20 protein-coding genes are annotated in these 22,725 nt (G+C 68.5%); 11 read left to right on the top strand and 9 right to left on the bottom strand.

The features are described 5' to 3' along the window. Window positions 1-4: 4 nt before the first annotated feature. Genes JQX13_RS06545 through ptsP form a run of 4 tightly spaced genes read left to right on the top strand, consistent with a single transcriptional unit; the run spans window position 5 to window position 3,593 of the window. The gene (locus JQX13_RS06545) at window positions 5-721 is read left to right on the top strand and encodes a PTS sugar transporter subunit IIC (RefSeq protein WP_203408203.1); all 717 of its coding nucleotides are present in this window, start codon (window positions 5-7) and stop codon (window positions 719-721) included. After that, window positions 718-1,485 (top strand): PTS system mannose/fructose/sorbose family transporter subunit IID, encoded by a 768-nt coding sequence (locus JQX13_RS55270; protein ID WP_203408202.1) that lies wholly within the window; start codon window positions 718-720, stop codon window positions 1,483-1,485. The genes JQX13_RS06545 and JQX13_RS55270 overlap by 4 nt, the downstream gene beginning before the upstream one ends. A gap of 24 nt (window positions 1,486-1,509) precedes the next feature. Next, window positions 1,510-1,788 (top strand): HPr family phosphocarrier protein, encoded by a 279-nt coding sequence (locus tag JQX13_RS06535; protein ID WP_203408201.1) that lies wholly within the window; start codon window positions 1,510-1,512, stop codon window positions 1,786-1,788. A gap of 41 nt (window positions 1,789-1,829) precedes the next feature. Beyond that, complete coding sequence (gene ptsP, locus JQX13_RS06530; protein ID WP_203408200.1) at window positions 1,830-3,593, top strand: phosphoenolpyruvate--protein phosphotransferase; 1,764 nt, start codon at window positions 1,830-1,832, stop codon at window positions 3,591-3,593. Window positions 3,594-3,635: 42 nt separating this feature from the next. On the opposite strand, the gene JQX13_RS06525 is transcribed toward ptsP, so the two are convergent. The 7 genes from JQX13_RS06525 to JQX13_RS06495 form a co-directional block, all read right to left on the bottom strand. Then, window positions 3,636-4,172, bottom strand: coding sequence for an MgtC/SapB family protein (locus JQX13_RS06525; RefSeq protein WP_203408199.1), 537 nt, complete (start codon window positions 4,170-4,172; stop codon window positions 3,636-3,638). Between the two features lie 6 nt (window positions 4,173-4,178). Next, window positions 4,179-4,772, bottom strand: a complete 594-nt coding sequence (locus JQX13_RS06520; protein ID WP_203408198.1) for an MXAN_6521/LA_1396 family lipoprotein — start codon at window positions 4,770-4,772, stop codon at window positions 4,179-4,181. A gap of 99 nt (window positions 4,773-4,871) precedes the next feature. After that, entirely contained in the window at window positions 4,872-5,897 is a 1,026-nt protein-coding gene (locus JQX13_RS06515; protein ID WP_203408197.1) for an inorganic phosphate transporter, read from the bottom strand. Continuing rightward, the gene (locus JQX13_RS06510; RefSeq protein ID WP_203408196.1) at window positions 5,897-6,523 is read right to left on the bottom strand and encodes a DUF47 domain-containing protein; all 627 of its coding nucleotides are present in this window, start codon (window positions 6,521-6,523) and stop codon (window positions 5,897-5,899) included. The genes JQX13_RS06515 and JQX13_RS06510 overlap by 1 nt, the downstream gene beginning before the upstream one ends. 56 nt (window positions 6,524-6,579) lie before the next feature. Further along, complete coding sequence (locus tag JQX13_RS06505) at window positions 6,580-6,987, bottom strand: response regulator transcription factor (RefSeq protein WP_203408195.1); 408 nt, start codon at window positions 6,985-6,987, stop codon at window positions 6,580-6,582. 70 nt (window positions 6,988-7,057) lie between these two features. Further along, window positions 7,058-8,584 carry a pyridoxal phosphate-dependent decarboxylase family protein gene (locus JQX13_RS06500; RefSeq protein WP_203408194.1) on the bottom strand — a complete coding sequence of 509 codons (1,527 nt, stop codon included), beginning with the start codon at window positions 8,582-8,584 and terminating at the stop codon, window positions 7,058-7,060. A gap of 52 nt (window positions 8,585-8,636) precedes the next feature. Then, window positions 8,637-10,238, bottom strand: a complete 1,602-nt coding sequence (locus JQX13_RS06495; RefSeq protein WP_203408193.1) for a xylulokinase — start codon at window positions 10,236-10,238, stop codon at window positions 8,637-8,639. A gap of 379 nt (window positions 10,239-10,617) precedes the next feature. Here JQX13_RS06495 and JQX13_RS06490 point away from each other — a divergent pair, with 379 nt between their 5' ends. The 7 genes from JQX13_RS06490 (at window position 10,618) to ureG (ending at window position 17,814) form a co-directional block, all read left to right on the top strand. Beyond that, window positions 10,618-12,030 (top strand): sensor histidine kinase, encoded by a 1,413-nt coding sequence (locus JQX13_RS06490; RefSeq protein WP_203408192.1) that lies wholly within the window; start codon window positions 10,618-10,620, stop codon window positions 12,028-12,030. Then, the gene (locus JQX13_RS06485) at window positions 12,027-12,959 is read left to right on the top strand and encodes a response regulator (RefSeq protein ID WP_203408191.1); all 933 of its coding nucleotides are present in this window, start codon (window positions 12,027-12,029) and stop codon (window positions 12,957-12,959) included. Before JQX13_RS06490 ends, JQX13_RS06485 begins: the two co-directional genes overlap by 4 nt. 20 nt (window positions 12,960-12,979) lie before the next feature. Next, entirely contained in the window at window positions 12,980-13,831 is an 852-nt protein-coding gene (locus JQX13_RS06480) for an urease accessory protein UreD (protein WP_203408190.1), read from the top strand. 91 nt (window positions 13,832-13,922) lie between these two features. Next, window positions 13,923-14,690 (top strand): urease subunit gamma, encoded by a 768-nt coding sequence (gene ureA / locus JQX13_RS06475; protein ID WP_203408189.1) that lies wholly within the window; start codon window positions 13,923-13,925, stop codon window positions 14,688-14,690. After that, window positions 14,687-16,402 (top strand): urease subunit alpha, encoded by a 1,716-nt coding sequence (gene ureC / locus JQX13_RS06470; protein ID WP_203408188.1) that lies wholly within the window; start codon window positions 14,687-14,689, stop codon window positions 16,400-16,402. Before ureA ends, ureC begins: the two co-directional genes overlap by 4 nt. Window positions 16,403-16,414: 12 nt before the next feature. Next, window positions 16,415-17,077: an urease accessory protein UreF gene (locus JQX13_RS06465; RefSeq protein WP_203408187.1), complete on the top strand. Its 663-nt coding sequence runs from the start codon at window positions 16,415-16,417 to the stop codon at window positions 17,075-17,077. Between the two features lie 8 nt (window positions 17,078-17,085). Beyond that, window positions 17,086-17,814 carry an urease accessory protein UreG gene (gene ureG / locus JQX13_RS06460; RefSeq protein WP_203408186.1) on the top strand — a complete coding sequence of 243 codons (729 nt, stop codon included), beginning with the start codon at window positions 17,086-17,088 and terminating at the stop codon, window positions 17,812-17,814. A gap of 30 nt (window positions 17,815-17,844) precedes the next feature. On the opposite strand, the gene JQX13_RS06455 is transcribed toward ureG, so the two are convergent. Next, window positions 17,845-20,499, bottom strand: coding sequence for an efflux RND transporter permease subunit (locus tag JQX13_RS06455; protein ID WP_203408185.1), 2,655 nt, complete (start codon window positions 20,497-20,499; stop codon window positions 17,845-17,847). A 100-nt stretch (window positions 20,500-20,599) separates the two neighbouring features. After that, window positions 20,600-22,696, bottom strand: a complete 2,097-nt coding sequence (locus tag JQX13_RS06450) for a site-specific recombinase (protein ID WP_203408184.1) — start codon at window positions 22,694-22,696, stop codon at window positions 20,600-20,602. Between the last annotated feature and the right edge of the window lie 29 nt (window positions 22,697-22,725).

Raw genomic sequence — 22,725 nt, 5'->3', positions numbered from 1 at the left:
GCCCGTGAGCGTGGGCTGGACCCAGGTAGCGCTCGCTGGCATCTGGGGTGGCCTCGTCGCGGTGGAGCGCAAGGCCTTCCTCCAGGCCATGTTCTCCCGGCCGCTGGTGGCCGCCACGGCCATGGGGATGCTGCTCAACGACGTGGCCTCGGGGCTCTTCGTGGGCATGCTGCTGGAGCTCTTCCACCTGGGGACTGCCAACCTGGGCGCCTCGCTGCCGGACAACGACACGCTGTCGGCCACCGGTACCTCCGCGGCGGCGGCCACCATGGCGGCGGCCACCGGCGCGGGCTCCACTCCCGCCCTCTGGTCGCTCGCCGTGCTCCTCTTCGTGGGGCTGGGCCGGGTGGGGCAGTTGGTGGACCGGGCGCTGGAGCGCTACTCGGCGCGGCTGGCCCGCAAGGCCATGGCCTCGGCCGAGTCGGGTCAGCTCACCCGGGCGATGCGGCAGAACCTGTGGGGCATGTGGCCGCACTTCGTCCTCTTCGGGATGATCACCTCCGCGTGCGCGCTGGCGGGCTTCTTCCTCGGGCCGCTGTTGGAGCGCCTGCCGCTGCCGCTGCTGCGGGGGCTGGCCTGGGCCTACCCGGCCATGGCCTCGGTGGCGGCCTCCATCGCCGCGCGGGGCAGCCATGCCCGGCGTGCCCCCTTCTTCGCGGGCCTGGGCGCCGTGGCCGTCAGCGTGGCCGTGCTCCTCTTCACCTTGAAGGAGCGGTTGTGAGCGCCGTCAGCCCGCCCCTCTCCCGCGGAGTGCTGCTGCGCGTCTTCCTGCGCTCGCTCTTCCTGCAGGCCTCGTGGAATCCACAGGGCATGCAGAACCTGGGGCTGGCGTACGCCATCTACCCGGCGCTGGAGCAGCTCTACCCGGAGAAGCAGGCGCTGGAGGCAGCGGTGCGCCGGCACCTCGTCTTCTTCAACACCCACCCCTACGTGGCGGCGGCCATCGTGGGCGGCGTCCTCTACCACGAGCAGCGCGTGGCCCGGGGCGAGGAGCCGCCGGACAGGGTGGTGGCCTTCAAGGCGGCCCTCATGGGGCCGCTGGCGGCGCTGGGCGATGGCTTCTTCTGGCTGTCGCTCAAGCCGGCCACGGGCGCGGTGTGCGCGGCGCTGGTGCCCGTGCTGGCGGCGTGGGCGGCGGTGCTCTTCCTCGTCCTCTACAACCTCGTCCACCTGACGCTCCGGGCCCGGCTGTACTTGCTGGGCCTGTCGTTGGGCGACAGGCTGGTGGAGGCGGTGGCGAGGGCCAATCTCCCCTCCCGGGGAGCGAAGTTGCGGTCGGTGGCGGCGGCGTGTGCGGGCGGACTGGCGGCCTGGTTGGCCGCCACCTTCGGGGCCAACGCGGGGGGCCGTTATGCACCCCTGCTGTCCCTGGGCTGTCTGGCCCTGGGGGTGGTGTCCTACCTCCTGGTCGCCCGTCGGGTTCCTAACTACGTGGTGCTCTACCTCGCCGCGGGACTGGCCTGTGCGGCGGGTGCCTTCTTGTAGAAGAGGGGAGAACAGGGACTGGCAATGTCGAGCATGGCCGAAGGGACATTCGAGATCATCAACGCGCTCGGGCTGCATGCCCGGGCCGCGGCACAGCTGGTCCAGGTGGCCAATCGCTACAAGAGCGAGGTGTCGCTCATGTGCGAGGGCCAGAAGGCCAACGCCAAATCCATCATGGGTGTGCTGATGCTGGCGGCGGCGCAGGGCATGCAGGTGACGGTGACGTGCAAGGGCGAGGACGCCGAGGCGTGCCTCCAGGAGATCCAGAAGCTCATCGCCAACCGGTTTGGCGAGTCGAAGTGAAGCCAAGCGTGCGGCGAGAGGCCGCGGAAGAAGAAGGAACCGTGAGCAGCCAGGCCACCCCCACGTTGAACCTCAAGGGCATCGGCGCCTCGCCCGGCGTGGCGGTGGGCCACGCCTACATCCTGGATCGCAAGCGGGTGCGGACCCCCAAGCTGCGGCTGGCCGAGGCCGAGGTCGATCCCGAGCGCATGCGGATGAAGACGGCGTTGGACCTGTCCGACCGCCAGCTCTCCGATCTCAAGGATCAGATTTCGAAGACGGAGGGCCCCGAGCACGCCCTCATCCTCGAGGCGCACCGGTTGATGCTCCACGATCCGATGTTCGTGGACGAGGTGAACCGGCTCATCGTGGAGGACCGCATCAACGCGGAGTGGGCGGTGCGGCGGGTGGCGCGCAAGCTCAAGCACCTCTTCGACAACATCCCGGACGAGTACTTCCGCGAGCGGCGCTCGGACGTGGAGTACGTGGCGGACCGGGTGGTGCGCAACCTGATGGGGCAGGTGGTGGACGAGGAGGTGGTGCTGCCGGACCACGCGGTGGTGGTGTCGCACGACCTGTCGCCAGCGGACGCGGCGCTGATGGCCCGCACCGGGCGGGTGGCGGGCTTCGTCACGGACCTGGGAGGCCAGACGAGCCACACGGCCATCGTCGCGCGCGCCCGCTCCACGCCGGCGGTGGTGGGCGCGGGGCGCGCCAGCGAGCAGATTTCCCCGGGAGACCTGGTGGCCCTGGACGGGACGCGGGGCCTCATCCTGGTGAACCCCACGGATGACCAACTGGCGCTCTTCCACGAGACGATGCGCCGGCACCAGGAGTTCGAGGCTCGGGCGCTGGAAGCCAAGGACCTGCCCGCGCAGAGCACGGACGGCTTCCGCATCCGCCTGGTGGGGAACATCGAGTTCCCGGAGGAGATCCAGTCACTGCTGTCGCACGGAGCGGAGGGCATCGGCCTGTACCGCACCGAGTTCATGTTCCTGGACCGCAAGAGCCCGCCGGGTGAGGAGGAGCAGTACCGGGCGTACCGGCAGGTGCTGGAGGCGATGGGCAACCGGCCCGTGACCATCCGCACGCTGGACCTGGGCGGGGACAAGGTGCCGGGGAAGGGCAAGCACGAGAAGGAGCCCAACCCGGCCATGGGGCTGCGGGCCATCCGCTACTGCCTGGCCAACCGGGAGCTGTTCCGGGTCCAGCTGCGGGCGCTGCTGCGAGCGAGCGTGCACGGCAACATGCGGATGATGTTCCCGCTCATCTGCGGCATGAGCGAGCTGCGCGAGGCCCGGAGCGAGCTGGAGGCGTGTCGTACGGAGCTGGGGCGCGCGGGCGTTCCGCTCGGCAAGCGCTTCCAGGTGGGCATCATGGTGGAGACGCCGAGCGCGGCCCTCATCGCGGACCGGCTGGCGCAGGAGGCCGACTTCTTCTCGGTGGGGACGAACGACCTCATCCAGTACTCGCTGGCCATCGACCGGCAGAACCGGGACGTGGCGTACCTGTACAAGCCCCTGCACCTGTCGGTGCTGCGCTCGCTGAAGAACATCGTGACGGCGGCGAAGGACGCGGGGATTCCCGTGGCCATGTGCGGGGAGATGGCGGGAGACCCCGTCTACGCGCTGGTGCTGCTGGCGTTGGGCTTCGACGAGCTGTCGATGACGGCGGGGCAGATTCCGACGGTGAAGAGCATCATCCGGCAGTCGAGCCGGGAGGATGCGCAGCGGATGCTCGAGACGGCGATGGACCTGACGACGGCGGAGGAGATCGAGCGTTTCATCCGCACGGAGATGGACCGGCGCCTCGCGGACCTGGCGTGAGCCCCACCCCCTCTCCCCCTGGGCGGGGGACGGGGTGAGGGTCTAGCGATTCCGAGGCCTCTCCACGTCCTCCCTGTTCCCCGGCGGAGACCGTGTGGAGATGTCCCGATCCGGGATGACCCCATGTTCCCTGCGGAAGCGGTGGATGGCGCGCTCGAGCAGACGCAGGCCGGCGAGCGCCACCAGCGCGAGTCCCGTGGCGGCGGCGGCGAGCAGGGGAAAGCCGATGCCGACGGCGAGGCCCACGGAGGCGGTGAGCCAGAGGTTGGCGGCGGTGGTGAGTCCCTTGATGGTGGCGCCGTGGCGGAGGATGGCGCCGCCGCCGAGGAAGCCGATGCCGACGACGACCTGACTGGCGATGCGGCTGACGTCGGCGCGGACCTCCTGCTGGTGCAGGTTGGCCTCGAGCGGTTGCTCGACGAGGAGGCTGCACAGCGTGAAGAGGCAGGCGCCGAGGCAGACGAGGATATGGGTGCGCAGACCGGCGTCCTGCCCCCGTATCTCGCGCTCGAAGCCGAGCGCGAACCCGAGCCCGAAGGCGATGAGGAGCCGGACGAGGGTCGTGCTCTGGTCCAACATGCGTGCCTACTCCCCGAGTTCGATCTTCTCCTCGACCTCGGCCTCGTTGAGCGTCGGACGGGGGAGGGTGTTGAGGGTGGCGCTCAGCAGTCGGAAGGAGGGGGCGACGTAGGGGGTGACCTCGGGGCCGAGCTCGCTGGTGTATTGGACGCTGAGCTCCTTGTAGCGCTCGTCCTCGGAGGGCCAGCTTCCGGCGGCCTCGGCGGCCCAGACTTCCTGACCATCGCGGCAGCGCAGCAGCTGGGCCTTCACGGAGGACTCCACGCCCTTGCCGGTGCGCTTCACATCGGGGGCGAGCCAGAGGACGCCCTCGAGGTCTTCGACGCACAGGCCCTTGAAGGAGATGTCCTCGGGGTTGCCGTCGAGGGCGACGTTGGCCTTGGCGATGAAGTCGCGGTTCTGGTTGACGTAGCGGCGGGCGATGAGGCTCCACAGCTCGCCGACCTCCTTCTTGCCGTCGGGGAGGGGCTGGGTGACCACGACGAGCCGTTTGACCTGGGTCTTGTCCACGGCCTCGTAGTCGGGGCGGACGCGGCTGTGTTTCACCGCGGAGCAGCCGGCGAGCAGCACGAGTCCCAGTACGAGCGCGAGTCGGTTCATGGTCGGTTTCCTCTCCGGCCCTGCGCCCGGCACGGGACAGGGGCGCCCGTCTTCTACACCACGCGAGGGCGTGGAGCGCACTCCCGTCGCGAGAACTGCTCACTCCACCGCCATCACCACCAGCCTGGACAGCCCGTAGACCAGCACCGCCATGAGCGCCGAGGCGGGGATGGTGAACACCCACGCCCAGATGATGCGGCCGGCCACGCCCCACTTCACCGCGCGCCAGCCCTTCGTGGAGCCCACGCCCACGATCGCGCCCGTGATGGTGTGCGTGGTGGACACGGGGATGCCCAGCTTCGCCAGCGCGATGATAGTGACACCTCCACCCGTCTCCGCGGCGAAGCCGCCGATGGGCGCCAGCTTCGTGAGGCTGTGGCCCATCGTCTTCACGATGCGCCAGCCGCCGAAGAAGGTGCCCATCGCGATGGCCGCGTGGCACGAGATGATCATCCACCAGTCGATGTGGAAGGGCCGGTCCCTCCAGATGGTGCCGAAGAGCACCACCGCGATGATGCCCATCACCTTCTGTGCGTCATTGGTGCCGTGGCTGTAGGAGAAGATGGCGGACGACACGAGCTGCAGGCGCCGGAACCACGTGTCCACCTTCAGGGGCGTCTGCTTGTGCACCGTCCACGTGCTCGCCAGCATCAGCATCGTGCCGAACACCATGCCGATGAGCGGCGAGAGCACGATGAAGGCGGCGATCTTCGCGATGCCCGAGCCCACCAGCCCCGCGAACCCGAGCACCGGCAGCGTGGCGCCAATCATTCCCCCCGCCAGCGCGTGCGAGGACGAGGAGGGCAGGCCCCACCACCACGTCAGCAGGTTCCAGGCGATGGCGCCCATCAGGGCGGCGAAGATGACCATCAACACGGCCTGCGGACCCTGGGCTCGCAGCATCTCGAAGTTGATGATGCCCTTGCCCATGGTGTTGGCCACCTTCACTCCGCCTCCGAATGCGGCGACGAAGTTGAAGAAGGCGGCCCACGCCACGGCCAGGTTCGGCGACAGCACGCGCGTGCCCACCACCGTGGCGATGGAGTTGGCCGCGTCGTGGAAGCCGTTGATGAAGTCGAAGACGAGCGCGACGGCGACGATCAGGATGACAGCGGCGAGCAACATCAGGAGTGCTCCAGGACCACGCCTTCGATGACGTTCGCCACGTCCTGACACTTGTCCGTGGCCGTCTCGATGAAGTCGTAGATCTCCTTCCACTTGATGATCGTCAGCGGGTCCGCTCCGCTCTTGAAGAGCCGGCCCAGCCCCGAGCGCAGCGCCTCGTCCGCCTGCGACTCCAGGCGCTTGATGTCCTTGCAGCCGGCGAGGATCTGCTCGGGCTTCTTGATGAGCCGCAGCGCCGCCACCACCTCCCGCACCTTCTCGGTGCAGAGCACCAGCAACCGCGCCAGCTCGGTGGCGTCCGGCAGGCTCGTCTGGATTTCGTAGTAGTGCAGCCGGGCCGCCGCGGCGTTGGTCAGGTCCAGCACGTCGTCGATGCGCGACAGCAGCGAGTGGATCTGCCCCCGGTCGAACGGGGTGATGAACTGCTTGTGCAGCCGGTTGAAGGCGGTGTGAGTCACCTCGTCGCCCTTGTGCTCCACCTCCTTGAGCGCCTGCACCTTGGCGGCCACGTCCCGGTAGTCACTCAGCAGCGCGTGCAGCATGCGCGCGCCCTCCACGGTGACGGCACACTGGGCATCGAAGTCGTCGAAGAACTCGTCCGACTTGGGCATCAGCTTCTCGAGCATCGCGCTTCTCCTGACGGACGTGACACATCCGTGACCCGTCCGTTTCCGGGCCGTGACTACAACACCTGGGGATAAGTGCCAGCACGAAAGACTGCCCGCTCGGGGGGCACGGAGGGGTCCTGGACCAGGGTGCTCACCCGCGCGACTACCTCTTGCACCTTGAAGGGTTTGAGGAGGATTTCCACTCCGCTGACCCGGCTGTGGGCATCCGGACGGGCCGAGAGGACCAGGATGCGCAGGTGGCTCGTGGCCGGGTCGGCCCGGAGCTGACGGTACAGGTCGGCCCCGTCGATATCGGGCAGCATCAGGTCGAGCAGGATGAGGTCCGGAGCGGTGGTGCGTACCCGCGCGAGGGCCTCCTCCCCGGTGTGCGCCAGGGTGGTGGCGAAGCCGACCCTTCCAAGGTTGTATGCCAACAGTTCCGCGAGGTCCGGCTCGTCGTCAACGATCAGGATGTGCGGCATGCGCGGCGGACTGTATGGCGCTTGTCGGGCGGGCTTGTGACACTTTCGTGACAAGCCCGCCCCGGACACATCAAACCTTATAGAGCAGGTCCATGTACTTCTTGAGCAGGTCGCTGATCAGCCCGCGGAAGGGAACCGTGCCCGCCATGCCGTAGACGGGCGCCATGGTGCCCTTCTCGCCCGGGTTGGCGCGCACGTGCTCGATGGCGGCTTTCAGGTCCTCGAGGAAGCGCTCGGCCACGCCGGGCTGCGTGTGCCGCTGGGTGACGCACAGGTGCACCGCGGCGGGCTTGTGCAGGCCGTTGAGGCTCCAGCCCTTCGCGCCCATGCGCTCCATCACCTTGTAGATGTCCACGTCGCTCGAGCCGAAGGCGATGACGAAGAGCGGCTCGCCGAGCACGTGCATGCCGGGGATGGAGCGGATGCCGCGCTTGATGGTGTCGGCCGCCTCCAGGATGCGGCGGGTGGCGTCCAGGTAGCCCTCCTCGCCGATGGACACCAGCGAGGCCCAGGCCGCGGCGATGAGGGCGCCGGGCCGGCTGCCGGAGAAGGTGGGCGAGAAGTAGATGCCGCCGGGCCACTCGGTGGCGGTGAAGTACTGGTGCGAGCGCAGCTCGGAGCCCCGGTACAGCACCACGGACGTGCCCTTGGCGGCATAGCCGAACTTGTGCGTGTCCGCGGACATGGACGTGACACCGGGCAGCCGGAAGTCGAAGTCCGGCACGGGGTAGCCCAGCTTGCGCGCCCAGGGCAGCACGAAGCCACCCAGACACGCGTCGGTGTGGAAGCCGATGCCCCGCTTGCGCGCCAGCTCCGACAGCTCCTCGATGGGATCGATGACACCGTGGGGGAACCCCGGCGCCGAGCCGATGAGCACGATGGTGTTGCGGTTGATGGCCTTGCGCGTGGCCTTCACGTCGGCGCGGTAGTCCGGCCCCACGGGCACGCGGACCATCTTGACGCCGAAGTAGTGCGCGGCCTTGTCGAAGGCGGGGTGCGCGCTGGAGGGCGCCACCATCTCCGGCCGGGTGATGCCCTTCGTCTCGCGCGCCCAGTCCCGGTACGTCTTGATGGCGAGCATGATGCTCTCGGTGCCGCCCGACGAGAGGGAGCCGCAGATGTGCTCGTCCGGGGCGCGGCCGGCGTTGGCCTCGGCGGCGCCGAGCATGTTCGCCGTCATGGCCACCACCTCGGCCTCGAACTTGGTGGCGCTCGGCCAGAGGTCCGCGTGCAGCGGGTTGCTCTGCGAGTTGATGGCATACACGCGGTTGAGGAAGTCGATGTGCTCGTCGGCGCCGTGGTACACGGCCCCCGACACGAGGCCCTCCTTCCACCGGTCCTCCTCCTTGTCCTTCATGCGCTCCATCTCGCGCAGCACCTCCTCGCGCGAGAGGCCCTGGGCCGGCAGTTGGTCGAAGGTGCGGGTCTGGCCCCGGTAGGGCTTCAGACCTCCCTCCAACTCGGCCAGCATCGAATCCGTTTCCTTCGCCAGCCGGTTGCGCAGCAGGGGGATGTTCTTGAGATAGCGCTCCGCCGTCGAGAGCAGCCGGGGGGGGACGTGGTTGAGGAGGCTCGTTCCGAGCTCTGGCAGATCCATGGTGTTCTTTCGCTCCTGAGACTGTCCTGCCGCGTTCATTTCATTCTTCATGTCAGGCACTCCGGGACCGGTTGAGCCGAGCGAAAATGGCCTTGTTGCACTTGTAGAGGTTCACGAATTCACGGAAGAGCTCGTCGTAGAGCTCGCGGTTCTTCGGGTTGGGCTCGAAGGTGTGGGCGATGGGGACGAGCGAGGGAATCTCGTCCACGCTGAGGTGTCCGAGCGCCACCGCCGCCTGGAACGCCGCGCCTCGCGCGTTGGCCAGCACGGGCTCGTCCACCTGGAGGATGCGCCGGTCCAGCACGTCCGCCACCGTCTGGCACCACAGCCTCGAGCGGGCGCCTCCGCCGATGATGCGGATGGAGTCCAGCTTGCGGCCGACGAACTTCTCCACGTAGGTGAGGAGCCAGCGCGAGTTGTAGGCCACGCCCTCCAGCACGGCGCGCACCATGTGCCCGCGCGTCGTCTTGAGTGACTGGTTGAAGAAGCCGCCGCGCAGTCGCTGGTCGTCCACCGGGCTGCGCTCGCCGTTGAGCCAGGGCATGAAGATGAGTTGGTCGCTGCCGGCGGGGATGCGCTCGGCCTCCTTCTCGAGGACCTTGTAGAGGTCCACCGACTCCTGGTCGTTGCCGCTGTTGGAGAGCTCCTCGTGGCCGAAGAGGATGTTGTCCTTGAGGAAGGACAGGCAGATGCCGGCGGACTCCTGCTCGTTGGTGAGCAGGTAGCGGCCGGGCAGCGCGGAGGGCAGGGTGCCCATCTGGTGCAGGACGTCCGTCTTCTTGTACGGCACATGGCAGCTCAGCCAGGAGGACGTGCCGATGCACAGGTGGGGCTCGTGGTCGCGCACCGCGCCCGAGCCCACGGCGGCCGCGAGGATGTCCGGGGCGCCGGTGATGACCTGGACCTTGTCGCTCAGCCCCAGGGCGCGGGCGGCCTCGGGTTGCAGGGGGCCGAGCACGGTCGCCGCGGGCACCAGGTCCGGCAGCTTCTCGCGCGGCATGCCCGTCATCTGCAGCAGGCGCTCGTCGTAGGTGATGCGCTTGAGGTCCCGGTTGTCGGTGACCCAGTGCAGGGTGATGGAGTCGTAGGAGGACGCGAAGCGGCCACTGAGCCGCAGGTTGAGCCAGTCCTTGGGCTCGAGGAACTTGTAGGTGTTGCGGTAGAGCTCGGGGTGCTCGCTCTGGAGGTAGAGGATGTGGCCGAGCGGGTCCTTCCCCGAGAGGGTGGGCGCCCCGCCGGTCAGCCGCACCCAGGTGAGCAGGCGGGCGAGGCCATAGCCCTCGATGGGGATGAGGCCGTTGGCGACGCGCCGGACGTGCGGCGCCCCACGCGAGTCCATCCAGATGATGGCGGGCCGCAGGGGCTTGCCCCGCTCGTCGACGGCGACGGTGCCGGACCACTGGGAGCTGACGTTGATGCCGATGATGTCCTCGGCGGAGATGACTCCCTTGTCCATCAGGCGGCGGGTGCCACGGATGATGGCGGTCCACCAGGATTCGGGGTCCTGCTCGGCACCGCCGTCGGGCAGCAGCTCGAGCTGGATGGGTTCGACATCGCCGCCGAGGATCTTCCCCCGGAGGGTGACGACCGCCAGCTTGACGGCCGAGGTTCCGAGATCGATCGCCAGGATGGACGCGTTGGCTGAAGTGGGCACGTGGGTAATGTAACGAGCCGGAGCCAGGAGTGGGCCAGTAACCTTGGGCTACAAGCGTTGTCTATCGGAAAGCCGCGCCGGTTCGGGGCCGACAGGTCTTCCTGCATCCGGCCGTGCTCGTCGGCCCCTGGGGTCCTGGGGAGCCTGCTATGTTCGGCGGTTCCACCCAGGGGTGCATTCGGTGTCATTCATCGACGAGTTGAGCGGTCACCTTCGGCAAGTGGAGCTGCCGTCTGGTCGGCCGAAGACATCTTCGCCTTCGGTGTCCATCGACCCGGCCTTCGCGCGGAACGCTCTTGTTCGTGCTTTGGAGCGACTGGAGCAGGAACCAGCGAGGCCTGGTGCACGCAGGCTTGTGCGGAGTCCGGAAGACCTCTTTATGGAGTGGCAGCAACAGGATCTGGTCGTTCGTTTCGCCAATCGCATGGCGCAACTCCTGCGCGAGAGTATTGGCAGGGACGCTTCGGACAAGGACATAGAGGCATGGGTAGAGCTGGCCATTGCTCGGCAGATCGGTCTGCGTGACGGTCTTTCCAGTTTGATTCGTACTTTGGAACTCGATCGGCTCGCGGGTATTGCGCGAACCGAGGCCTCTGTGGGGCACTCCGGATATGCTGATGCTGCTGCGTATGCTGCGGCGATTCGGGCGACGCGAGGCGTTGGTGACGGGAAGACCTTGACGCCAATTGGTCGTGTCTTTCTTGAGCTTGCGGGGCGCGACGCCATTCGCTGGTTGCTGCATGTCGAGGCAGAGCAGTCATTCGGTCCCAATGACCCATGGCGGGTGAGTCGCCAGACCGCGAGCGAGTTGGTGCGGATTCGGACCTGGTCATTCGATGGGATTGAGGCTTCGGAATTTCCGTACTCCTGGGCATCGATCGAGCGGCTGGAGTTTCTCGGACTCGTAGCCTTCCGCAGAAGTGATGAGGCTAAACGAAGCTGGATCGAGGTTCTCCCCATGGGGCTGGAGTTGCTCGCCGAGATCTCAAGGCCGGAAGAATCAGCGATGGCGGTTCTGGCCAGCTCACTCATCGCGGATCTCACCTTGTCCGCGGCAAACGAAGTTGCCGGTCGAACGACCGGGAGTGTGGCCCATGTGCAGGCCAGCGCTGTTGCCGAAGCCACGGCTCGCCATTCGCGGATGGTCGCTCACGAAGTCCGTAACATGCTCGTCCCGGTGAAAACGGCGGTGGGCGCGCTGTATCGGGAGGTTCTATTGGCGAGTGAGCCGGGCGGGGTGGTTGCTCGGAGGAGGGAAGAAATCGATCGAGGTATAGACTCCGTCTTCCGCTTCATCAGCCAACTCGTTGAGCTTTCGAATTTCGCGGGAACACCGCCCGAGCCCTTCGAGCTGCTATCCGCGATTCGCGATGCGGTCTCGGCTGTCGAGAGCGAGTCGAGGCAACGCATAGAGCAGGTGCTGCCGGCCACGCTGCCCCCGGTCTCTGGTCACCGGGCGCGTGTGGTCCTGGCTCTCACCAACGTGCTGCGCAATGCAGCGCAGTCCGTTCCATCCGAGTCCCCCGTCATCCGGCTGCGGGCCGAGGCGCTCGAGGGGGCCAGTGCTGTGCGGATCTCCATCGAGGACAACGGTCCTGGAGTCCCCGAGGAGATGCGGAGGGCGGTCTTCGAGGAGGGGATCTCCCTACGGGGCAGCAGTGGGCTTGGACTTGCCCTCGTTCGAGAGGTAATCGAGAAGGAGATGAAGGGCCTGGTTGCCTGTGACGCCTCACCCCTGGGGGGAGCGCGCTTCGTGATGCGGATATCCACCACTGGTATGGAGCGGCCATGAACCCCACCGGAAGAATCCTCCTCGTCGACGATGAGCCGGCGTTCCTCGAGACCTACCGCACCATTCTGGCGACCGAGGGGTACTCCGTGGACGCGGCCACGGACGGTCCCTCGGCACTTGCGAAGCTGGAGCAGCCGGGGTGGGACCTGGTGCTGCTCGACCGCAAGCTCCAGGGCCGCTACGGGCCGGACACGGGTCTGGACCTCATCCAGTCCATCCGGCAGCGGGCGCCAGAAGCAAAGGTCATCCTCGTGACGGGGATCGCCGACTCGGACTCGGTGAATCGCGCCTTTACGGCGGGGGCCTACGACTACCTCGAGAAGAACGCCTATTTCGAGGCCATCCTCAAGGTGAAGGTGCGTCACGCGCTGGAAGCGGCGCGCGAGCGGCGGATGGCGGCGCTCGCGAATGGCAAGCGGGAAGAGACCATCCGTGAGCTGTGGCACGGGGTTCGGACCGAGCGCGATCCGTTCAAGAAGGGGGCACTGCTCGAAGATCTGGTCGCGCTCTTGTTCAAGTCGATTGCTGGCTTCGAGCGCACCCAGACGAATCGCAAGAGCCTGGACGAGGAGATCGACATCATCATTCCCAACGAGTCGACGGACCCTTTCTGGCTGCAGGCGCAGTCGCAATACATTCTGGGCGAGTGCAAGAACTGGTCGAAACCGGTCGAGCGCAAGGAACTCGACGTCTTCCTCAAGAAGATTGAACGGCGTTATGGCCGCTGCCGGCTCGGGTTCTTCATTTCGCTCGGCGGCTTCGCCAAGGGATTCGAGAGTGGATTGGCGGCAGAGCGCTCGGGCGAGGTGCTCGTCGTCGTGCTGGATGCCGCGCGGCTGGATGAGTGGGTGCAGGCACGCGACCGCAATGCGAAGCTGAAGGAGCTTCACGCCCGCGCGCTCATGGCCAGCGCCAAGGATTCAGAGTAGACCTCTGGCCAGGTGCACCCATGATTCAGAGTGAGCCCATCCATCATCCTGGAGTCCCTCGGGCCCACCGCGAAGGGGACGCGCGGCTCGCCTTCGAGCGCGTGGGTCCTCGCACCGTAGTGCGCACCGCGCGCGCACACAGCCCCTTGCGGCTGTTGACGCCGCGCAACCACGGGCACGCCGCCTGGGTCTACACCAGCTCGCTCGGAGGGGGATTGGTGGATGGAGACCACCTCGCCGTGGACATCGCGGTGGCCCCAGGTGCCACCGCGCTCCTGTCGAGCCAGGGCTCCACCCGGGTCTACCGTTCGCCTCGTGGCTGCCGCAGCGAGCTGTCGGCGCGGGTGGAGGAGGGCGCGCTGCTCGTGCTCGCGCCGGACCCCACCATGTGCTTCACGGGCGCCCGGTTCGCGCAGCGCCAGGACGTCCAGCTCGCCCCGGGCGCCTCGCTCGTGCTCATGGACCTGGTCACCGCTGGCCGCAGCGCCAACGGCGAGCGGTGGGCCTTCTCGCGGTACGCCTCCACGCTCCGCGTCCACCGCGAGGGCCGGGCCCTGCTCGATGAGCGCTGGCTGCTCGACCCCTCCCACGGGGCGCTCCCCGCGCGGCTGGGCCGCTTCGACGCGATCGGCACCGTGCTCCTGGTGGGGCCCGCACTGGACGCCGCCCGCGAGGCGCTCGCCGCGCACGTGGGGGCCCTGCCCGTCACCCCTCGGGCCGGGCTCGTCTGCTCCGCCAGCCCGCTCGGGCCGGATGGGCTGGTGCTCCGGGTGGCGGCCTCTTCCGCCGAGGCCCTCGTGCGTACCGCTCGCGAGTGGCTGTCCTTCCTCCCCGCCCTGCTCGGGGATGACCCCTGGACCCGCAGGGGGTGAAGCCCGGCGGTTCTGGCAGTGGATGACGCATCGCGGTAGGGTGCTCCGAACCGCCCGGCTCCGGCCTGGGCGGGGACCACCCGGAGGGTGCATGCATCTGTCGCCGCGGGAAATCGACAAGCTGCTGCTTCACGGCGCGGGCTTCCTGGCCCAGAAGCGCCTGGCGAGGGGGTTGAGGCTCAACTACCCCGAGGCAGTGGCCCTCATCGCCACCCAGCTCCTGGAGTTCATTCGCGACGGCCGGAGCGTGGCCGAGCTGATGGACCTAGGGCGCAAGTTCCTGGGGCGCGCGCAGGTGATGGAGGGCGTGCCGGAGATGGTGGCGGAGGTGCAGGTGGAGGGCACCTTTCCGGACGGCTCGAAGCTGGTGACGGTGCATCACCCCATCGAGGCCGAGCACGGCGACCTGTCACTGGCGCTCTACGGGAGCTTCCTCCCCGTGCCGCCGCTGGAGCGCTTCACGCGGGCCCCTCAACACGAGGCGGTGCGGCCGGGCGAGGTGTTCGTGCAGCCGGGCGAGCTGGTGCTCAACGAGGGCCGCGACGCCGTCACCGTGGAGGTCACCAACCGGGGAGATCGTCCGGTGCAGGTGGGCAGCCACTATCCCTTCTTCGAGACGAACCGCGCGCTCGTCTTCGACCGGGCCAAGGCGTACGGGCGGCGGCTGGACATCCCGGCGGGCACGGCGGTGCGCTTCGAGCCCGGAGAGAAGAAGACGGTATCGCTGGTGGCCATCGCCGGGGCGCGGGTGGTTCAGGGCGGTAACGCGCTGGGCTCCGGACCGGTGTCTCCAGAGAACCAGCAACGCGCCCTGGGCCAGGTGGCCGAGCGGGGCTTCGGACACGAGGAGGGCGCATGAGCCGGAAGATGGATCGCCGTCACTACGCGGACATGTTCGGTCCCACCACGGGCGACCGGGTCCGGCTGGGGGACACGGGGCTGCTGGCCGAGGTGGAGAAGGACCTCACCGTCTACGGAGACGAGTGCAAGTTCGGCGGCGGCAAGGTGCTGCGCGAGGGCATGGGCCAGAATGCCGGGGTGGGTGACGCCGAGGCCCTGGACTGCGTCATCACCAACGCGCTCATCATCGACTGGACGGGCATCTACAAGGCGGACATCGGCATCAAGGGTGGGCGCATCGCCGGCATCGGCAAGGCGGGCAACCCGGACGTGATGGCGGGGGTGACGCCGGGCATGGTGGTGGGCGTCACCACCGAGGCCATCGCGGGCGAGGGGCTCATCGTCACGGCGGGCGGCATCGACTCGCACATCCACTTCATCTGCCCGCAGCAGGCGGACGAGGCGATCGCCAGCGGCATCACCAGTTGGGTGGGCGGAGGCACGGGGCCGGCCACGGGCACCAACGCCACCACCTGCACGCCGGGCGCGTGGAACATCCGGCGCATGCTGGAGGCCACGGACTCGCTGCCGCTCAACATCGGCCTCACCGGCAAGGGCAACACCTCGCGTCCCGAGGGCCTGCTGGAGCAGATCGCCGCGGGGGCCATCGGCCTGAAGCTGCACGAGGACTGGGGCACCACGCCGGCCGCCATCGACACCTGCCTGTCGGTGGCCGAGGGCGAGGACGTGCAGGTCACCATCCACACGGACACGTTGAACGAGTCCGGCTTCGTGGATGACTCCATGGCCGCCTTCAAGGGCCGCACCATCCACACCTACCACTCGGAGGGGGCGGGTGGCGGACACGCCCCGGACATCATCCGGGTGTGCGGCCAGCCCAACGTGCTGCCCAGCTCGACGAACCCCACGCGTCCGTACACGGTGAACACGCTGGATGAGCACCTGGACATGCTCATGGTGTGTCACCACCTGGACCGGGAGATTCCCGAGGACGTGGCCTTCGCGGAGAGCCGCATCCGCGGAAGCACCATCGCCGCGGAGGACATCCTGCACGACCTGGGCGCCATCAGCATGATGGCCTCGGACAGCCAGGCGATGGGCCGGGTGGGCGAGGTCATCACCCGCACGTGGCAGACGGCGCACAAGATGCGGGAGCAGCGCGGCCGGCTGCGCGAGGAGCGCGGGGACAACGACAACCTGCGCATCCGCCGCTACGTGGCCAAGTACACCATCAACCCGGCCATCGCTCACGGCATGGTGCACGAGGTGGGCTCGGTGGAGGTGGGGAAGCTGGCGGACCTGGTGCTGTGGCGGCCCGCCTTCTTCGGCCTGCGTCCGGAGCTGGTGCTCAAGGGCGGCTTCATCGCCTGGGGGCAGATGGGAGACCCGGGTGCGTCCATTCCCACGCCGCAGCCCTATTACATGCGGCCGATGTTCGGGGCCCGGGGGCGGGCGCTGGGCGCCACCAGCATCGCCTTCGTCTCGGGGCGTGCGCTCGCGGATGGGATGGTGCGGAGCCTGGGGTTGTCCAAGCAGCTCTCCGCGGTGCGCCGGTGCCGGGGGCTCGGCAAGCGCGACATGAAGCTCAACGACGCGCTGCCCGCCCTCACGGTGGACCCCGAGACGTACGAGGTGCGCGCGGATGGCGAGCTGCTCGTGTGCGAGCCCGCCGTCCGGTTGCCGCTGGCGCAGCGCTACTCGCTGTTCTGAGGACCAGGCCAGATGGGCTACCCGTGGAGGGTGTTGCAACTGGCGGACTCGGGCTTCCCCACCGGGGGCTTCGCGCACTCGGGGGGGTTGGAGGCGGCGGTGCAGCAGGGCGAGGTGCGCGGCCGTGAGGGGCTGGAGCGCTTCGTCCGGGAGCTGCTCTGGCAGGCGGGGCACGGCGCGCTGCCGCTGCTGAGCGAGGCCTGGCGCGAGCCCTCCTCGCTGGAGGCGCTGGACGCTCGCGCGGAGGCGTTCCTCACCAACCACGTGGCCAACCGGGCGAGCCGCACCCAGGGGCGGGCCTTCCTGGACACGTGCGCGCGCATCTTCCCCGAGCCCGTGGGTCCGCTGCGGCACTCCGCCCGGGCGGCGGGGCTGCGCTATCACCACGCGCCCCTCTTCGGCGCGGTGCTGCGCGCGCTGGATGTGGGGTTGTCCGACGCGCAGCAGCTCCACCTGTCCCTCACCTTGAGGGGCGCGCTGTCCGCGGCGGTGCGGATGGGCATCGTGGGCACGCACGAGTCCCACCAGCTCCAGCACCTGTGCGCTCCGTTGCTGGACGAGGTGTTCGACGCCTGCGCCGGGCTGGGCGTGGAGTCGTTGGCCCAGACGTCACCGTTGATGGACCTGCTCGGCTCCACGCACGACCGGCTCTACTCGCGACTCTTTCTCTCCTGAGGTGAACCATGCACGATGACCACCGCGGCCACGGCCACGATGAAGACCACGACCATACGCATGAGGAGTGGGACCATCCGGGGCACTTCCACGAGCGCGAGGAGCCCAAGCGCCGCGACTTCAAGGAGCGGGCCTTCACCATCGGTATCGGTGGGCCGGTGGGGAGTGGGAAGACGGCGCTGGTGCTGGCGCTGTGCCGGGCGCTTCGGGACAACTACCGGCTGGGCGTGGTGACCAACGACATCTTCACCAGGGAGGACGCCGAGTTCCTGGTGCGCAACAAGGCCCTCTCTCCCGAGCGCATCAAGGCGGTGGAGACGGGTGGGTGCCCGCATGCGGCCATCCGCGAGGACATCAGCCACAACCTGCTGGCGCTCGAGGAGCTCATGGAGGAGCTCAAGCCGCAGCTGCTCCTCGTGGAGAGCGGGGGCGACAACCTGGCGGCGCAGTACAGCCGCGAGCTGGCGGACTACACCGTCTACGTCATCGACGTGGCGGGCGGGGACAAGGTGCCGCGCAAGGGTGGACCGGGCATCACCCAGTCCGACCTGCTGGTCATCAACAAGACGGACCTGGCGCCGCACGTGGGCGCGGACCTGTCGGTGATGGAGCGCGACGCGCGGAAGATGCGCGGCGACGGGCCCTTCGTCTTCACCCAGGTGACGAAGGGCGTGGGGTTGCAGGAGGTCATCGACCACCTGCTGGGAGCCTGGCGCAAGGCCACGGGCTCGGCCTGACACGCCCGGGGCGGCGTGTCAGGCCGCTGTTCAGGCCGCCTCGGACTTGGACGCGTCGGAGGGCTGCTGGGAGGACGTGTGCACCACACCGTCCTTCAGCTTGCGCGGCAGCCGGTCCCACATCACCTGCATCACCGCGGCGAGCACGGTGAAGGACACCACCAGGGTGGTGATGAGGCCGATGCACGCCACGACGCCCATGGACCTCAGGCCGTTGTGGCTGGCCACCAGCAGGGCGGCGAAGCCCGCGGCCGTCGTCAGCGTGGACGAGGCCACCGCGGCGCCCACGCTGCGCAGCGCGACCACGGGCGAGGTGCCCTCGAGGAAGCGGTGCAGCAGGTAGAGGCCGTGGCTCACCCCGAAGCCCAGGAGGATGGGCAGGATGATGATGTTCATGAAGTTCAGGTGCAGGTCACCGAGCGTCATGATGCCCAGCATCATCGCCAGACCCACCGTGAGCGGGATGACGGAGGCCAGCGCCAGCTTCATGTTGCGGAAGTCCAGGAAGTGCATCACCAGGATCCACAGCGTCACCAGGAGCACCGTCAGCTGACCGTCGGAGAGCACGATGCGCGCCAGCCGGGCGAACAGGGGCGCCGCGCCCGCGGCCCGCCGCTCCATCGCGGGGGCGAGCACCTTGCCCGTGGCGTCCTTCACCTCGGGCGTGGGGATGTGGCTCGTCTGGTCCACGAAGGTGAGCATCTTCTTGCCGTCCCACAGGTCCACGGCCGGGTAGATGAACGTCAGGTAGCCGTGGTTCTCCGGCTTCGTCTCCGGCAGGTGGCGGAACTGCGAGGAGTAGATCTCCGGCACGCCGTGCACGTCGAAGGGCCTGGCCTCCAGCATCTTCATGAAGAGGGCCGCCTTGTCCTGGGTCTCCGGAGGCAGCGCCGCCACGTCGATGTCCTTCAGCTCCTCCTTCCACTCGGCGAGGATCTTCGCGTTGGCCGCGGCTGTCTCCGCCGGCGGGACGAAGGTGTAGATGCTCACCACCTGGTCGATGGTGGAGTACTTCTCCTTGTTCTTCGGGTCGGTGAGCTCGTCGTAGACGGCCTTCGCCTCCTCCAGCGTCTTCGTGTAGACGGCGATGGGGTCGCTGGAGATGTCGAAGCGCGTGGTGATCTCATCCTGCAGCTTCACCGACGGCTGGCCCTCGGGGATGAGGGCGCGGCTGTTGTAGTTGAAGCGCACGCCGGCCTTGATGCGCTCGGCCAGGGTGGCGGGGCGATCCGTGGGCACGTCCACGTCGCTCCAGGGGATGGCGAAGGCGCACATGAAGCCCACGATGACCGTGCTCACCACGAGCATCAGGCCGGGCCGGGGGATGCGCAGCTCCTTGCCCGTGTCGACGCTCTGCGGGGCGGGCGGCTTCATCTCGCCGATGAGCTTCTTGGGCAGCTCGGGGTTGATGCGGCCCAACAACGCCAGCAGCGCCGGGCTCCAGGCGAAGAGCAGGAAGCCGATGATGAAGGTGCCGCAGCCAGCCAGGAAGCCGAACTGGCTGAAGCCGCGGAACTCGCTGATCATCAGCACGAAGAACGAGCCCGCCGTCACCACCGCGGACACCAGCGCCGGCCGGCCCGCGTTCACCACCGCGTCCTGGATGGCCTGGTCATAGGGCTTGCCCTGTCCCAGCTCCAGCCGCGTGCGGAAGATGAAGTGGATGCCGTAGTCGATGCCGAACCCCAGCAGCAGGCCGCCGAGGATGCTGGTGATCATGTTGAGCTCGCCCACGGTGGCGTAGGTGAAGCCCATGGTGATGATGGTGCCGACGACCGTGCCGATGGCCACGATGAGGGTGGGCACCCACTTGCGGAAGGCCAGGATGGTGATGAGGAAGATGGCCGCGAAGGCGAGCAGGGACACCGGCTCGAGCGACTCCTCGATGGCGTACGAGTCGTCCACCGCCGTCTTGTAGGCGCCGGTGAAGCCGTAGGCCACGAGCTTGTCATTGCCCATCGTGTCGTAGTCCTCCACCACCTCCACGCCGCCGGACTGCTCGCTCTTGGAGTAGGCCGCGAGCTCCTTGCGCAGGTGCTCCACGAACGCCTTCGTCTTGCCGAGCTGGTTGGAGTCCCACATCGGCTTGATGAGGATGAGCATCATCTTGCGATCCTGGGAGATGTAGTAGTCGTCCCGGATGCTCTTCTTGCCGACGCTGCTGTACTTGTTGATGAGGTCCGTCAGCTCGAGCTTCACCGGCTCGGTCTTCTGGATTTCGATGAAGAAGGGGTTGTTGCGGCGCAGCTGATCCTTGAGCCAGGCCATGATGCGGCTCTTGCCCTCGAGCAGGTCCTCCGTCTTGATGAAGAGGGCCATGTTCTGCTGCACGAACTCGACCGGCACCTTGTAGGTGATGAAGCGGACGTGCTCCTTGTCCGCCAGCAGCTTCGCCGCGATGTCGTCGGCGACCTTCTTGAGCGTGGGCTCGCTGTCGGCGCGCAGGGCCAACATGAGGTAGCCGCTGCCACCGACCATGTCGATGACGCGCTTGACCTCCTTCACCTCGGGCAGCTCCTGCGAGATGAGGTCGAGCTGGTTGGAGTTGATGGTCAGCTTCGAGGTTCCCCACAGCGACACGCCGAACAGCGCGAGCAGCGCGAGGAGGACGAGCCCGGGTCGGCGGACCAGCAGGCTGGCATAGGCGAGAGCAAGGCGCGGCGGCTTGTGGGTCGAGTCACTCATTCGGCGCGGACCCTATCGGAGAACCGCGCCCGCCAGAAGCGTGGCGCGAGCCCCCGCCTGCCCGGCCGCCCCGGGTTTCAACCAGGGTGGATCGCCCGGTTCACTCCCGGGGGGGAAGCAGGAAGGCGCGGGGCTCCCTCAGGAAGCGAGCGGCCACCAGGCGCACCATGCGCACCGTGTCGGCCAGGGGCACGTCCCGGGCGCGCAGGGCCACTCCCAGGGCGAGCGAGAAAGATACTCCGAAGTTGATGGCCAGGGTGAGGGCAATGCCTCCCAGGGCCGCGAGGAAGTCCGGCCGCAGCAGGGCCTCGGGCCCCAGCGCGTACCCGGCCAGGCACAGCTGCCCGAAGGACAGCGTCACGTGGCGCACGTCCAGGGGCAGCCCGAAGAAGGAGCCCACCAGGGGAGGCAGTGCCAGGAGCACGCCGATGCTCACATTGCCCCCCAGGCCGGCGATGTGGTTCGCGAAGACGTCCGACAGCCTCTTCGCCCCGGAGTCGCCCAGCACCCGTCGCAGCGCCCGGTGATGGGCGAGCGCCTCGGGGATGCGATGGTACACCGCCCAGTTCTCCAACCACCCCGCCACGAGGCTGGACATCCACAGCAGCACGCCCGTCAGCGCGGCGTAGAAGATGGTGCCGCTGTGCCAGGGGTGCAGCGCGTCCACCACGTAGTGGGCCTGGGCCTGGTTGAGCAGCGGGTGTCCCCGCCACCAGGCGAAGGCCATGGAGAGCCCCACCGCCGCCGGCAGCACGGTGCCCATGTTTCCCAGCGCCGTGGCGAGCTGTGAGCGGGTGAGGCGGGGCATGAGCTCCAGGAGGCGTGAGAGCCGCCCGGCGGTGCCGCCGTGGCCGATGGCGCTCCCCAGCGTGGCCGCCGTCATGGAGGGCTGCTTGGTGGCCAGCGTGGAGCCCGTCACCTGCATCATCAGGAAGCTGGCCACGTAGTTGCCCGCCAGCGCGAGCCCGTAGAAGAAGGGCGCCAGCGCGAGCGTGACCGTGTACAGCTTGATGATGGCGGTGAAGGCGGTGATGAGCCCGCCGCCCGCCGCCGAGTGCACCATGTGGTGGTACTCGGCCCGCGTGGTGGTGATGTAGTGCTCGCCCGTGTGGCCGGCGCGCTCGATGACCTTGCGTGCCAGCAGCCGCGCGTTGCCCGCCACCAGCGCGCGGATGGAGTGGTCCGCGTGGGCCCGGCGCACCAGGTCCGCCACCAGCGCGATGCCTTCCCTCCAACGTGCCTCGCCCGCTGTCGCGCCCAGCACCCGGGCAATGGCCTCCATGCGCTCCAGGCTCCGGCGGATGCGCTCCAGCCGGTACACCAGGTCCACGCTCACCCCGTATTGCTCGAGGTGGCTGGAGACGATGGCCACCACCTGACGGCACTCCTCCACCACGTCGCCCAGCTCCCGCAGCGAGTCCGGTGCGGCGTCGCGGGCCAGCACGCCCTCGCATATCCGGCGCAGCTTCAGGAAGGGCGAGGCGCGGAAGGACACCTCCGGGCAGCGCTCCCTCACGTCCTCGGCCAGCCCCAGGGCCGCCGTCTGCACGGAGAGCAGGCCCAGGGCGTCCACCAGGTCGGTGCGCACCACCACCTCCGGTGCTCGCGCGGGCGATGGGGCGCTTCCCTCCACCAGGGCGGAGAGCCGTGCGAGCAGCGCCGGTGGCAGCGTCTCCAACCAGGTGGCGTCTCCGGGCTCGGGAAAGAGGCGCAGCAGCAATTCCGAGAGCTGGTGGTCCTCGGGCGGCGAGGGCAGCAGGCGGCGGGTGAGCCGGTCCGACACCTCGCTGAAGAAGCCCTGCCGGGTGGGGATGCCCACCTGGGAGAAGAGCCTCAATCCGCTCGTGCCGGACAGCACCTCGCGCACCAGCGCGACCACGGGCTCGCGGGCCGAGGCCCGGGCCTCCAGCACGCGCACCAACAGGGCCAGTCGTGTGACCGGCGCGGGGGCCTCGGGTTCGGCGGCTTCCACCAACCCCACCACGGGTTTGGGCTCGCGCAGCCAGGCGACACATCGCTCCACCCACTCCAGCCGGGCCTCGAGGCCTTCCTCGGGCACGTCGGCCAGGAGCCGCTGCAAATCCCTGACGGCGGGGTGGCCCGGGGATCTCGGGGCGAACTCGACGCAGAAGGCGTCCACCTCGCGGGAGGAGCGCCCTTCACGCAGGGGGGCTGGTTGCAGGAGGGGGACGGACATCGGCCTCAGTCTCCTCCGATGTCCGCGCG

The organism is Archangium violaceum (assembly GCF_016859125.1).
In the GTDB taxonomy this organism is placed as follows: Bacteria; Myxococcota; Myxococcia; order Myxococcales; family Myxococcaceae; genus Archangium; species Archangium violaceum_A.
This window is presented reverse-complemented; position numbering and strand designations above follow the sequence as displayed.

What these genes read in the sequence shown, in the direction of transcription:
- JQX13_RS06480 (WP_203408190.1), top strand. Translation starts at nt 12,980, where the DNA reads ATGATTCAGAGTGAGCCCATCCATCATCCTGGAGTCCCTCGGGCCCAC.
- JQX13_RS06490 (WP_203408192.1), top strand. Translation starts at nt 10,618, where the DNA reads ATGGAGTGGCAGCAACAGGATCTGGTCGTTCGTTTCGCCAATCGCATG.
- JQX13_RS06505 (WP_203408195.1), bottom strand. Translation starts at nt 6,987, where the DNA reads ATGCCGCACATCCTGATCGTTGACGACGAGCCGGACCTCGCGGAACTG.
- JQX13_RS06485 (WP_203408191.1), top strand. Translation starts at nt 12,027, where the DNA reads ATGAACCCCACCGGAAGAATCCTCCTCGTCGACGATGAGCCGGCGTTC.
- JQX13_RS06520 (WP_203408198.1), bottom strand. Translation starts at nt 4,772, where the DNA reads ATGAACCGACTCGCGCTCGTACTGGGACTCGTGCTGCTCGCCGGCTGC.
- ureA (WP_203408189.1), top strand. Translation starts at nt 13,923, where the DNA reads ATGCATCTGTCGCCGCGGGAAATCGACAAGCTGCTGCTTCACGGCGCG.
- JQX13_RS06455 (WP_203408185.1), bottom strand. Translation starts at nt 20,499, where the DNA reads ATGAGTGACTCGACCCACAAGCCGCCGCGCCTTGCTCTCGCCTATGCC.
- JQX13_RS06525 (WP_203408199.1), bottom strand. Translation starts at nt 4,172, where the DNA reads ATGTTGGACCAGAGCACGACCCTCGTCCGGCTCCTCATCGCCTTCGGG.
- JQX13_RS06500 (WP_203408194.1), bottom strand. Translation starts at nt 8,584, where the DNA reads ATGGATCTGCCAGAGCTCGGAACGAGCCTCCTCAACCACGTCCCCCCC.
- ureG (WP_203408186.1), top strand. Translation starts at nt 17,086, where the DNA reads ATGCACGATGACCACCGCGGCCACGGCCACGATGAAGACCACGACCAT.
- JQX13_RS06535 (WP_203408201.1), top strand. Translation starts at nt 1,510, where the DNA reads ATGTCGAGCATGGCCGAAGGGACATTCGAGATCATCAACGCGCTCGGG.
- JQX13_RS06465 (WP_203408187.1), top strand. Translation starts at nt 16,415, where the DNA reads ATGGGCTACCCGTGGAGGGTGTTGCAACTGGCGGACTCGGGCTTCCCC.
- JQX13_RS06515 (WP_203408197.1), bottom strand. Translation starts at nt 5,897, where the DNA reads ATGTTGCTCGCCGCTGTCATCCTGATCGTCGCCGTCGCGCTCGTCTTC.
- ureC (WP_203408188.1), top strand. Translation starts at nt 14,687, where the DNA reads ATGAGCCGGAAGATGGATCGCCGTCACTACGCGGACATGTTCGGTCCC.
- JQX13_RS06510 (WP_203408196.1), bottom strand. Translation starts at nt 6,523, where the DNA reads ATGCTCGAGAAGCTGATGCCCAAGTCGGACGAGTTCTTCGACGACTTC.
- JQX13_RS06450 (WP_203408184.1), bottom strand. Translation starts at nt 22,696, where the DNA reads ATGTCCGTCCCCCTCCTGCAACCAGCCCCCCTGCGTGAAGGGCGCTCC.